An 11377-nucleotide genomic window follows, 5' to 3' on the forward strand; every position below is an offset into this window, starting at 1 on the left:
AGGTCTGCGATTCCTTATTTCTGCACCACAATATTTTCCTGTGAAGGATCAACATGCTGCAACTGCAGCTTATCGGTTGCTATCCGTTCTACCCGGCTGTGATCGCCCAGCGCATTCTCTTCGAGGATCAGGTTGCGCCATTCGATATCCAGCGCATCACGCTCCAGCACCAGCTGCTCACGCTGCGCCGTCAGCAGACGGGTCTTATGCGTGGTGGTCACCACCAGCACCGAAGAAACCAGCACGGCGATCAGCAGCAGCAGCGGGATCTTGCCAAAACGCAGCAGATCGCCACCAATGACGCCGGGCAGGCTGTGACGCTCATTGCCAATCACGATGCGGTTCTCTCAGCGATACGCAGGACCGAACTGCGCGCGCGCGGGTTGTCTTTGACTTCGGCTTCGCCAGGAATCAGCTTGCCGAGGGTTTTCAGTTCACGTCCGCCCAGCGCTTTCAGCTGGCTCTCGGTCATCGGAATCCCGGCCGGCACCTGCGGTCCGCGGCTCTGGTCACGCATAAAGCGCTTCACCAGCCGATCCTCCAGCGAGTGGAAGCTGATGATGGATAAACGCCCGCCCGGTGCCAGCACCGTTAATGCCCCTTTCAGCGCGATATCGATCTCTTCCAGCTCACTGTTGATCCAGATGCGTATCGCCTGGAAGCTGCGCGTCGCCGGATGCTTAAACTTATCTTTTACCGGCGTTGCCGCCGCAATCAGATCGGCCAGCTCTTTGGTGCGCGTCATCGGCTGTTCCCGGTTGCGCTCGACGATGGCGCGGGCAATGCGTTTCGCGAAGCGCTCTTCGCCGTAGGTTTTCAGCACAAACGCAATGTCTGCCTCTTCTGCACTCTGCAACCACTCGGCTGCCGACTGACCGCGCGTCGGATCCATACGCATATCCAGCGGCCCGTCGCGCATAAAGGAGAAACCGCGCTCGGCGTCATCCAGCTGAGGCGAAGAGACGCCCAAATCCAGCAGTACGCCATCGATTTTGCCGGTCAGCCCGCGCGCTTCGACATACTCAGCCAGCGCTGAAAACGGCCCGTGCACAATTGAGAAACGTGGATCTTTTATCTCAGCGGCTGCGGCTATGGCTTGCGGATCGCGATCGATCGCCAGTAACTGTCCGTGCGCGCCAAGCTGCGACAGGATCAGGCGTGAGTGACCGCCGCGACCAAAGGTGCCGTCAATATAAATGCCGTCTTCCCTGATATTAAGGCCGTTAACCGCCTCATCCAGCAGCACCGTGGTGTGTTTAAAATTTTCCTGCATAGCTATAGCGACAAGTCCTGCAACCGCTCAGATAAAGGCTCCTGAGCTGACTGTTCTGCGTCAATATCGTCCTTAACTTGTTGATACCAGGTCTGTTCATCCCACAGCTCAAACTTGTTGAACTGTCCAACCAGCATCACTTCTTTGGTCAGGCTCGCATGCTGGCGCAACGTATTCGCCAGCAGTAAACGGCCTGCGTTATCCATCTGGCACTCGCTGGCATGACCTAACAGCAGACGCTGCACGCGACGCTCGTTCGGATTCATACTGGATAACCGGGCCAGTTTTTTCTCAATAATTTCCCATTCGGGCAGGGTATAAAGCAGCAGGCAGGGCTGATGGAGGTCAATGGTGCAAACCATTTGACCCTGAGACTCTGCGAGCAGCAATTCGCGATAACGCGTCGGCACCGCCAGGCGCCCTTTGCTGTCGAGATTGACTAACGTTGCTCCACGGAACATGCCAGCCCTACCCCTCAGTTACCCGTTTTCACCACTTTATCCCACTTTTTACCACGAAACGAGTTTACGGAGCCGATGAAATCCTTGTCAAGCCGCAACGGCAAGTGAATATCACTCTTTACACCGAAGGAAATTAACCGGAGAGAAGAATAAGAGGAGAATGAATGGTCAATTTAAAATTAACCTGATGAATAACAGTATAAAAAAAATTTGCGTCAGATTTATCGGTGAAAATTAGCGCAATTTTACCGCTGCGATTATTCTGCCCCAATCTGCGACGGCGGCGGCATTTTAGGGGATTTCTGAAAGGAAGCCCAGCACCATCGCGTCAGCTCTGCTATGCGCGATTGCTGAAGATGTAAACAAATAAGAAAATCCAGCGCCGATAATTCGTTAGCCGGGGCGATGATAATTTACGCTTTTTTACGCCCGTGTGCGTCTGGTTAAATATGGATGAGAGAAATTAGCGCGGGCGACGTCTCGCCCGACGCTTCATTTAGCGCGACGACTTAATTGTCCGCGGCGGAATAAATTACGGCGGATACGGGTTAAACCTGGCTTCGGTTTGCGTGGCTCATCCAGCGAAGCCAGCACCAGCTCCAGCACACGCTCAGCGACATCGCGATGGCGCTGCCCTACCGCCAGCACCGGGCACTCCAGAAAGTCTAATAATTCGTGGTCGCCGAAAGTCGCAATAGCCAGGTCTGTCGGCAAGCGGCCGTCACGCTTCAGCGTCACGTCCATCACCCCCTGCAGCAGGCCAAACGAGGTGGTAAACAGCGCTTCGGGCATCGCGTGGTCTTCGAGGTATTTTTCAAACAGCGTCGCCGCAGCGGCGCGGTCAAAGCTATTGCAATAGATGAAATCGATCGGGCGCTCATCGCCCTGCCACGCCTCGCGGAACCCCATTTCACGCAGGAAGCTGACCGACAGCTCCGGCAGCGCGCCGAGAAACAGCACGTTTTTCACCGGCAGCTGACGCAATTCAGCCGCCAGCGCCTGCGCGTCATCCTGATCGGCACCGACCACGCTGGTGAAGTGTTCACGATCCAGCGCGCGGTCCAGCGCGATAATTGGCAGCGGATCGTTGACCCAGCGCTGATAAAACGGATGTTCCGGCGGCAGGGATGTGGAAACGATGATCGCATCCACCTGACGCTGCAGCAGATGCTCAATGCAGCGCATTTCGTTATCCGGCTGGTCTTCGGAACAGGCAATCAGCAGCTGATAGCCGCGCTGACGCGCCTGGCGTTCAAGATAGTTGGCGATGCGGGTATAACTGGTGTTTTCCAGATCGGGGATCACCAGACCAATCGAACGGGTGCGTCCGGCGCGCAGGCCCGCAGCCACCGCGTTGGGGTGATAGTTGTACTCACGCACCACCGCCATGACTTTCTCAACGGTTTTGTCGCTGACACGATACTGCCGCGCTTTGCCATTGATGACATAGCTCGCCGTGGTGCGCGACACGCCCGCCAGGCGCGCAATTTCATCCAGTTTCACGATGACACCTTAATTCTGATAAGCCAGGGCTGGCGAAAATGTCCGCAGAGTAGCTAAGGGTAAAACATTTGTAACATCTAACCGCAGAACAGTACGCTGAGCAACCGCTTTTCATGCACAAGCGGCCGAAGCGCATAAAATAAAAAAACCCGGCATTCCGCCGGGTTAGCTTGAAAACCGATGATAACTTTGCGGTATTAACGCATTACGCGATCGCCGCGTGATACCCCGACGATGCCGGAACGCGCCACTTCAACGATTTCCGCCACTTCGCGTACGGTGTTAAGGAACGCGTCGAGTTTATCGCTGGTGCCGGCCAGCTGAACCGTGTACAGCGTCGGCGTCACATCAATGATCTGCCCACGGAAAATTTCCGCGCTGCGTTTTACCTCTTCGCGACCGTACCCGCTTGCCTGAATCTTCACCAGCATGATTTCACGCTCGACGTAAGCGCCCTGCCCCAGTTCGCTGACGCGTAACACGTCCACCAGCTTGTGCAGCTGCTTTTCGATCTGCTCCAGCACTTTCTGGTCGCCCACGGTCTGAATGGTCATGCGCGACAGGGTAGGATCGTCGGTCGGCGCGACGGTCAGGCTCTCAATGTTATAGCCGCGCTGGGAAAACAGCCCCACCACGCGCGACAATGCGCCGGATTCGTTCTCCAGCAGAACTGATAAAATACGACGCATAATTAAGTCCTCTCCGTTTTGCTCAACCACATCTCATCCATCGCGCCACCGCGAATCTGCATCGGGTAGACGTGCTCGCTGCCGTCCACCGTGACATCCACAAACACCAGACGCCCTTTCGCCAGCGTATCGAGCGCCAGCTGCAGCTTCTCTTCCAGCTCAGCCGGATGCTGAATCGCGATGCCCACGTGGCCATAGGCTTCCGCCAGGCGCACGAAGTCCGGCAGCGATTCCATATAGGATTGTGAATGGCGGCCGGAGTAAATCATGTCCTGCCACTGTTTCACCATGCCGAGGAAGCGGTTGTTGAGGTTCAGCACCAGCACCGGCAGGTCATACTGCAGCGCGGTCGACAGCTCCTGAATGTTCATCTGGATACTGCCGTCGCCGGTCACGCAAATTACGGTTTCCTGCGGCAGCGCCATCTTCACGCCGAGTGCCGCCGGCAGGCCAAAGCCCATGGTGCCGAGGCCGCCGGAGTTGATCCAGCGACGCGGTTTATCGAACTGATAGTAAAGCGCGGCGAACATCTGGTGCTGGCCGACGTCCGAGGTCACATACGCCTCGCCGTGCGTCAAACGACAAATGGTTTCGATCACCGCCTGCGGTTTGATTTTGTCGCTGGTACGGTCAAATTCCAGGCACTTGCGGCTGCGCCAGCCTTCAATGCTCTGCCACCAGTCACGCAGGCTGTCGAGTTCCTGCTTCGCCTCGCTCTGCGCCAGCAGCTCCAGCATCTGCGTCAGCGTCTGTCTGGCATCGCCGACAATCGGGATATCGGCGCTGACGGTTTTGGAGATCGAGGTTGGATCGACGTCAATGTGCATCACGGTGGCATTCGGGCAATACTTCGCCAGATTGTTGGTGGTGCGGTCGTCAAAACGTACGCCGATACCAAAGATCAGATCGGCATTGTGCATGGTCATGTTGGCTTCATAGGTGCCGTGCATACCGAGCATGCCCACACACTGACGATGCGTGCCCGGGAACGCGCCCAGCCCCATCAGCGAGGTGGTAACCGGAATATTCAGCTGCTCTGCCAGCTGCAGCAGTTCCGCCTCGCAGCCTGAAGTAATGGCCCCGCCGCCGACGTAAATTACCGGCTTGTGCGCCGCCAGCAGCGTCTGCAGCGCGCGCTTGATCTGGCCTTTGTGGCCCTGCAGCGTCGGATTGTAAGAGCGCATGCTGACGGTTTCCGGCCACACGTACGGCAGCTTATTGGCCGGATTCAGAATATCTTTTGGCAGATCGATCACCACTGGTCCCGGACGACCGCTGGCCGCCAGCCAGAAGGCTTTTTTCAGCACCGTCGGAATCTCTTCGGTGCTTTTCACCAGGAAGCTGTGCTTCACCACCGGACGCGAAATCCCCACCATGTCGCACTCCTGGAAGGCGTCATAGCCAATCAGCGAGGACGGCACCTGACCGGAGAGGATCACCAGCGGAATGGAATCCATATAAGCGGTCGCAATGCCGGTGATGGCGTTGGTGGCGCCAGGACCTGAGGTGACCAGCACCACGCCGACTTCGCCGGTCGCGCGCGCCAGGCCATCCGCCATATGTACGGCGCCCTGCTCGTGGCGCACCAGCACGTGGTCAATACCACCGACCGTTTGCAGCGCATCATAAATATCGAGCACCGCACCGCCCGGATAACCGAATACCTGCTTAACGCCCTGATCGATTAACGAACGGACGACCATTTCGGCTCCTGACAACATCTCCATTTTCTGCCTCCAGGCTTGAGAGCCAGCTGCGCCAGCAAACGCTATCCTGCGTGCCGCTCGCATCTGTCCCTTTATTGCCAATTAAGATCAAAACCTTATGTTTATGCTCAGAAGACGCCATTCATTTCGTCTTCCAGGTACAGGGAATCTACCTGCGTGGATTCTTTTGAGAGTAGGTCGATTACCATAACCGCAGAAAACCCGGCCTGCAAACGTCATAAGGCGGCACGGCGCTGTCAGTGGCAAAAAAGGCACTGACGCGTGATTATCGCCCGGGAGGAATAAACTAATGCGATGGCATAAGGACAGAGGAAAATGCTGGTTTGCAGATTATTTACAGCGTGTTGTAAGAAATATGATTTTCATATTGCCAGCGTGTTTAGCCCACAATTTTTTCCGTTACCGCGTTTCTGGCGTGATTAACTCTTAAATCCCTCTTCCACATCACAATCTGCTAAGCAACAAGCTTTATCTTGTTTTTCCACCTGACGAATAAGCCTTACTAAAAACATATAATTCAGCAACTTAAAATTATCCGCCTTTTTTAAAAGATTTTTTAAAGTGGCATAACGCGCCAAGCCACCGTTAATTAATGGCAATGCTCTGTGATGACCGATAATCCCAGCACATCGCCCTTATCCGGCCAGAGAAATACCCTTTCACTTAGGGTTGACATCGCCAGGCGAATCCAGTACCAATATGTGCAGCACTCATTTTACGAGGTTTGATTCATGTCACGTTCTTTTCGTCTACTCGGTCTACTACTTAACGCATCCAGTTTGCGCGGTAGACTCGTGGGCGAAATCAACAACTGATTCGAACCTGCTGAAAGTTAAAAAACCCGCGCCACTGCGCGGGTTTTTTTATGCTCGTAGCACCGGCGAAGTCAATGCAAAAGGAAGATGACCATGAGCCAGCAAGTAATAATTTTCGATACCACTCTGCGCGACGGCGAACAGGCATTACAGGCCAGCCTGAGTGTTAAAGAAAAACTGCAGATCGCCCTGGCGCTGGAAAGGATGGGCGTGGATGTAATGGAAGTCGGTTTTCCGGTCTCTTCGCCGGGTGATTTCGAATCCGTGCAGACCATTGCCCGGACCATCAAAAACAGCCGCGTGTGTGGTCTGGCGCGCTGTGTAGAGAAAGATATCGACGCGGCTTACGAATCGCTGCGCGTAGCCGACGCCTTCCGTATTCACACCTTTATCGCCACTTCGCCGATGCATATCGCCACTAAACTGCGCAGCACGCTGCCGGAAGTGATCGAACGCGCGGTGCACATGATTAAGCGGGCGCGCAACTATACCGATGACGTTGAGTTTTCCTGCGAAGACGGTGGCCGTACGCCGATTGACGACCTGTGCCGCATGGTAGAAGCCGCGATCAACGCCGGCGCCACCACCATCAATATTCCGGACACCGTGGGCTATACCCTGCCGGGCGAGTACGCCAACATTATTGGTCAGCTGGTGCAGCGCGTACCCAACATCGACAAAGCGATTCTGTCGGTGCACACCCATGACGATCTGGGCATGGCGACCGGTAACGCCATTGCGGCAGTGCTGGCCGGTGCGCGTCAGGTCGAAGGCACGCTGAACGGCCTGGGCGAGCGCGCCGGTAACTGTGCGCTGGAAGAGGTGATCATGGCGATTAAAACCCGTCAGCAGATCATGAACGTGCACACCAATATCAATCATCAGGAAATCTACCGCACCAGCCAGATTGTCAGCCAGATCTGCAACATGCCGATCCCGGCCAACAAAGCGGTGGTCGGTTCCAACGCCTTCGCCCACTCCTCCGGCATTCATCAGGATGGCGTGCTGAAGAACCGCGAAAACTACGAAATCCTGACGCCAGAATCGATTGGCCTGCACAAAATTCAGCTGAACCTGACCTCCCGCTCCGGCCGTGCCGCCGTGAAGCACCGTATGGAAGAGATGGGTTACAAAGAGTCCGATTACAACCTGGATACGCTGTACGACGCCTTCCTCAAGCTGGCGGACAAAAAAGGCCAGGTGTTCGATTACGACCTGGAAGCGCTGGCCTTCATTAATAAGCAGAATGAAGAGCCGGAGTACTTCCAGCTTAACGAATTCAACGTGCAGACCGGCTCCAGCATCACCGCGACGGCGTCGGTGCAGCTGGGCTGCGGCGAAGAGGCCAAAGCCGACGCCGCCACCGGTAACGGTCCGGTTGATGCCGTCTACCAGGCTATTAACCGTATCACCGGCTTCGATGCTGAGCTGGTGAACTACAAGCTGACCGCGAAAGGCCACGGCGAAAACGCGCTGGGTCAGGTCGATATCGTGGTCAACTACAACGGGCGTAAATTCCACGGCGTGGGCCTGGCGACCGATATCGTCGAATCCTCGGCGAAAGCGATGGTGAATGCCCTGAACAACATCTGGCGGGCAAAGCAGGTCGAAAAAGAATTGCAGCGTAAATTTAAAGATCAGAAGGAAACGGTGTAACTATGACTCAGTCTTATCATATTGCGGTAATGCCAGGCGACGGAATCGGTCCGGAAGTGATGGCGCAGGCCATGAAAGTTCTCGACGCGATTCGCGCGCGCTTCGATATGCGCATCACCACCAGCGAATATGATGTCGGCGGTATCGCCATCGATCTTCACGGTGAACCTTTACCCGCCGCCACCGTGGCCGGTGCTGAGCAGGCCGATGCCATTCTGTTCGGCTCGGTCGGCGGTCCAAAATGGGAACACCTGCCGCCAGCCGGCCAGCCTGAGCGCGGTGCGCTGCTGCCGCTGCGTAAACACTTCAAACTGTTCAGCAATCTGCGCCCGGCGGCGCTGTACAACGGTCTGGAAGCATTTTGCCCGCTGCGCAGCGACATCGCCGCCCGCGGCTTCGACATCCTGTGCGTGCGTGAGCTGACCGGTGGCATCTATTTCGGCCAGCCGAAAGGCCGCGAAGGCAGCGGCGCGCATGAACGCGCTTTTGATACCGAGGTCTATCACCGTTTCGAAATCGAGCGTATTGCCCGCAACGCCTTTGAAGCCGCGCGCAAGCGTCGTAATAAAGTGACTTCCGTTGATAAAGCTAACGTGCTGGCGACCTCGGTGATGTGGCGTGAAATCGTTAACGAAGTGGCAAAAGATTATCCGGATGTGCAGCTGAGCCATATGTACATCGACAACGCCACCATGCAGCTGATTAAGGATCCGTCGCAGTTTGACGTTTTACTCTGCTCGAATTTGTTTGGTGACATTCTGTCGGACGAGTGCGCGATGATTACCGGCTCGATGGGCATGCTGCCTTCGGCCAGCCTGAATGAAGAGGGATTCGGCCTGTTCGAACCGGCGGGCGGTTCCGCACCGGATATCGCCGGCCAGAACATCGCTAACCCGATTGCGCAGATTCTGTCGCTGGCGATGCTGCTGCGTTTCAGCCTGAACGCTGACGCCGCTGCGGATAGCATTGAGCGCGCGGTAAGCCGTGCGCTGGAAGCGGGCCATCGCACCCGTGATTTGGCCGGTGACGGCCCTGCCGTGAGTACCGATGAAATGGGCAGCATCATTGCCGGTTACATCAGCGAGGAAAAATAACAAAATGAAAAGCTTATACCAGAAGTTATTTGATGCACATGTCGTTCACGAAGCGCCAGACGAAACGCCGTTGCTGTATATCGATCGTCACCTGATTCACGAAGTCACCTCGCCGCAGGCGTTTGACGGTCTGCGTGCGCACGGCCGCAAAGTGCGCCAGCCGTCGAAGACCTTTGCCACCATGGACCACAACGTTTCCACCCAGACCAAAGACATCAACGCCTCGGGTGAAATGGCGCGTATCCAGATGCAGGAGCTGATGAAGAACTGTGCTGAGTTCGGCATTCAGCTGTATGACCTGAACCACCCGTTCCAGGGCATTGTGCACGTGATCGGTCCTGAGCAGGGCATGACGCTGCCGGGCATGACCATCGTTTGCGGCGACTCGCACACCGCAACGCACGGCGCCTTTGGTTCCCTGGCGTTCGGTATCGGCACCTCCGAAGTGGAGCACGTGTTCGCCACCCAGACCCTGAAACAGGGCCGGGCGAAAACCATGAAGATTGAAGTGCTGGGCGAAGCTGCGCCGGGCATCACCGCCAAAGACATCGTGCTGGCGATCATCGGTAAAACCGGCAGCGCCGGCGGCACCGGTCACGTGGTTGAATTCTGTGGCCCGGCGATTGAAGCGCTGAGCATGGAAGGCCGCATGACGCTGTGCAACATGGCGATTGAGATGGGCGCCAAAGCGGGCCTGGTAGCACCGGATGACACCACGTTTGCCTATCTGAAAGACAAGCAGTTTGCGCCGAAGGGCGAGCAGTGGGAGCAGGCAGTGGCTTACTGGCGCACGCTGAAGTCCGACAGCGACGCGCAGTTTGACGCCGTTGTGACGCTGAATGCTGCCGATATCGCGCCACAGGTCACCTGGGGCACCAATCCGGGCCAGGTGATGGCCGTGGATCAGGCCATCCCGAATCCGGCCTCGTTTGCCGATCCGGTTGAACGCGCTTCTGCCGAGAAAGCGCTGGCCTATATGGATCTGCAGCCGGGCATCAAACTGACTGAGGTAGCGATCGATAAAGTGTTTATCGGTTCCTGCACTAACTCACGTATCGAAGATCTGCGCGCGGCTGCCGCGATCGCCAAAGGCCGCAAAGTCGCGCCGGGCGTGGTTGCGATGGTGGTGCCAGGTTCCGGTCCGGTGAAAGCGCAGGCTGAAGCCGAAGGCCTGGACAAAATCTTCCTCGAAGCCGGTTTTGAATGGCGTCTGCCGGGCTGTTCGATGTGCCTGGCGATGAACAACGACCGTCTGAATCCGGGCGAGCGCTGTGCCTCAACCAGTAACCGTAACTTTGAAGGTCGCCAGGGTCGCGGCGGTCGCACCCATCTGGTGAGCCCGGCGATGGCTGCTGCGGCGGCGGTAACCGGTCGTTTTGCCGACATTCGTGAATTGACTCAGGGAGCTTAAGCCATGGCGAACAAATTTACCCAACACACCGGGATTGTGGCCCCGCTGGATGCCGCAAACGTCGACACCGATGCCATCATCCCGAAGCAGTTTTTACAGAAAGTGACGCGCACCGGCTTTGGCGCACACCTGTTCCACGACTGGCGTTTTGATGATGACGCCGGCACCCAGCCGACCGCCAGCTTCGTGCTGAATAAGCCGGAGTTCAAAGGCACCAGCATCCTGCTGGCGCGTGAGAACTTTGGCTGCGGCTCCTCGCGTGAACACGCGCCGTGGGCGCTGACCGACTTCGGTTTTCACGTGGTGATTGCGCCGAGTTTCGCTGACATCTTCTACGGTAACAGCTTTAACAACCAGCTGCTGCCGGTAAAGCTGAGCGAAGAGCAGGTCGATGAAATGTTCAAACTGGTGGCCGCGCAGCCGGGTATCCGCTTCACCGTGGATCTCGAAGCGCAGACCGTCACCGCCGGCGACAAGGTTTACCACTTTGAAATCGACAGCTTCCGTCGGCACTGCATGATCAACGGCCTCGACAGCATTGGCCTGACGCTGCAGCATGAAGCGTCCATCGCCAGTTACGAATCCAGCCAGCCAGCGTTTCTGCGTTAAGGTTTACCCGGTGCGCAGCAAGGTACGACCGGGCACATGGGTAACAGATCAGACCGGGCACACAGGTAACACTTTTTGTGGTCAGTCGATCCGGATAATACGCTTTTCTGCCCGGTCATAATACGCAAGGATGAGCCTG

Annotated in this window: 12 protein-coding genes; 5 read left to right on the top strand and 7 right to left on the bottom strand. The window is 56.5% G+C overall.

Going from position 1 to position 11377, the window contains the following annotated elements; all coding sequences use genetic code 11:
* Positions 1 to 14: 14 nt before the first annotated feature.
* The 7 genes from ftsL to CBW22_RS26030 all read right to left on the bottom strand — a co-directional run bounded on the left by ftsL (position 15) and on the right by CBW22_RS26030 (position 6252).
* Positions 15 to 335, bottom strand: a complete 321-nt coding sequence (gene ftsL / locus CBW22_RS11180) for a cell division protein FtsL (protein WP_021507567.1) — start codon at positions 333 to 335, stop codon at positions 15 to 17.
* On the bottom strand, positions 332 to 1273 hold the full coding sequence (gene rsmH, locus CBW22_RS11185) for a 16S rRNA (cytosine(1402)-N(4))-methyltransferase RsmH (RefSeq protein ID WP_088516657.1): 942 nt from the start codon (positions 1271 to 1273) through the stop codon (positions 332 to 334). The genes ftsL and rsmH overlap by 4 nt, the downstream gene beginning before the upstream one ends.
* Before the next feature lie 2 nt (positions 1274 to 1275).
* Positions 1276 to 1734, bottom strand: coding sequence for a division/cell wall cluster transcriptional repressor MraZ (gene mraZ, locus CBW22_RS11190; protein ID WP_021507569.1), 459 nt, complete (start codon positions 1732 to 1734; stop codon positions 1276 to 1278).
* A 492-nt stretch (positions 1735 to 2226) separates the two neighbouring features.
* Positions 2227 to 3237, bottom strand: coding sequence for a catabolite repressor/activator (gene cra, locus CBW22_RS11195; RefSeq protein WP_010615604.1), 1011 nt, complete (start codon positions 3235 to 3237; stop codon positions 2227 to 2229).
* Between the two features lie 197 nt (positions 3238 to 3434).
* Positions 3435 to 3926 (bottom strand): acetolactate synthase small subunit, encoded by a 492-nt coding sequence (gene ilvN / locus CBW22_RS11200; protein ID WP_010615603.1) that lies wholly within the window; start codon positions 3924 to 3926, stop codon positions 3435 to 3437.
* Positions 3927 to 3928: 2 nt separating this feature from the next.
* Entirely contained in the window at positions 3929 to 5653 is a 1725-nt protein-coding gene (gene ilvI / locus CBW22_RS11205; protein WP_031279705.1) for an acetolactate synthase 3 large subunit, read from the bottom strand.
* A 419-nt stretch (positions 5654 to 6072) separates the two neighbouring features.
* The gene (locus tag CBW22_RS26030) at positions 6073 to 6252 is read right to left on the bottom strand and encodes a hypothetical protein (protein WP_132466716.1); all 180 of its coding nucleotides are present in this window, start codon (positions 6250 to 6252) and stop codon (positions 6073 to 6075) included.
* A 132-nt stretch (positions 6253 to 6384) separates the two neighbouring features.
* Between CBW22_RS26030 and leuL the strand changes: the two genes are divergently transcribed.
* The 5 genes from leuL to leuD all read left to right on the top strand — a co-directional run bounded on the left by leuL (position 6385) and on the right by leuD (position 11238).
* Positions 6385 to 6468, top strand: coding sequence for a leu operon leader peptide (gene leuL / locus CBW22_RS26935; protein ID WP_125308910.1), 84 nt, complete (start codon positions 6385 to 6387; stop codon positions 6466 to 6468).
* 93 nt (positions 6469 to 6561) lie between these two features.
* Positions 6562 to 8124: a 2-isopropylmalate synthase gene (gene leuA / locus CBW22_RS11210; RefSeq protein ID WP_088516658.1), complete on the top strand. Its 1563-nt coding sequence runs from the start codon at positions 6562 to 6564 to the stop codon at positions 8122 to 8124.
* Between the two features lie 2 nt (positions 8125 to 8126).
* Positions 8127 to 9218 carry a 3-isopropylmalate dehydrogenase gene (gene leuB, locus CBW22_RS11215; RefSeq protein WP_088516659.1) on the top strand — a complete coding sequence of 364 codons (1092 nt, stop codon included), beginning with the start codon at positions 8127 to 8129 and terminating at the stop codon, positions 9216 to 9218.
* 4 nt (positions 9219 to 9222) lie between these two features.
* Positions 9223 to 10629, top strand: coding sequence for a 3-isopropylmalate dehydratase large subunit (gene leuC, locus CBW22_RS11220; protein WP_058759634.1), 1407 nt, complete (start codon positions 9223 to 9225; stop codon positions 10627 to 10629).
* Positions 10630 to 10632: 3 nt separating this feature from the next.
* The gene (gene leuD, locus CBW22_RS11225; protein ID WP_021507574.1) at positions 10633 to 11238 is read left to right on the top strand and encodes a 3-isopropylmalate dehydratase small subunit; all 606 of its coding nucleotides are present in this window, start codon (positions 10633 to 10635) and stop codon (positions 11236 to 11238) included.
* Positions 11239 to 11377 lie beyond the last annotated feature (139 nt).

Origin of the sequence: Pantoea sp. VS1 (assembly GCF_002207995.1) — a bacterium.
In the GTDB taxonomy this organism is placed as follows: domain Bacteria; phylum Pseudomonadota; class Gammaproteobacteria; order Enterobacterales; family Enterobacteriaceae; genus Pantoea; species Pantoea dispersa.

Coding starts and splice junctions, on each gene's coding strand:
- leuA (WP_088516658.1), top strand. CDS start 6,562: ATGAGCCAGCAAGTAATAATTTTCGATACCACTCTGCGCGACGGCGAA.
- leuL (WP_125308910.1), top strand. CDS start 6,385: ATGTCACGTTCTTTTCGTCTACTCGGTCTACTACTTAACGCATCCAGT.
- leuD (WP_021507574.1), top strand. CDS start 10,633: ATGGCGAACAAATTTACCCAACACACCGGGATTGTGGCCCCGCTGGAT.
- rsmH (WP_088516657.1), bottom strand. CDS start 1,273: ATGCAGGAAAATTTTAAACACACCACGGTGCTGCTGGATGAGGCGGTT.
- mraZ (WP_021507569.1), bottom strand. CDS start 1,734: ATGTTCCGTGGAGCAACGTTAGTCAATCTCGACAGCAAAGGGCGCCTG.
- ilvN (WP_010615603.1), bottom strand. CDS start 3,926: ATGCGTCGTATTTTATCAGTTCTGCTGGAGAACGAATCCGGCGCATTG.
- leuC (WP_058759634.1), top strand. CDS start 9,223: ATGAAAAGCTTATACCAGAAGTTATTTGATGCACATGTCGTTCACGAA.
- ilvI (WP_031279705.1), bottom strand. CDS start 5,653: ATGGAGATGTTGTCAGGAGCCGAAATGGTCGTCCGTTCGTTAATCGAT.
- leuB (WP_088516659.1), top strand. CDS start 8,127: ATGACTCAGTCTTATCATATTGCGGTAATGCCAGGCGACGGAATCGGT.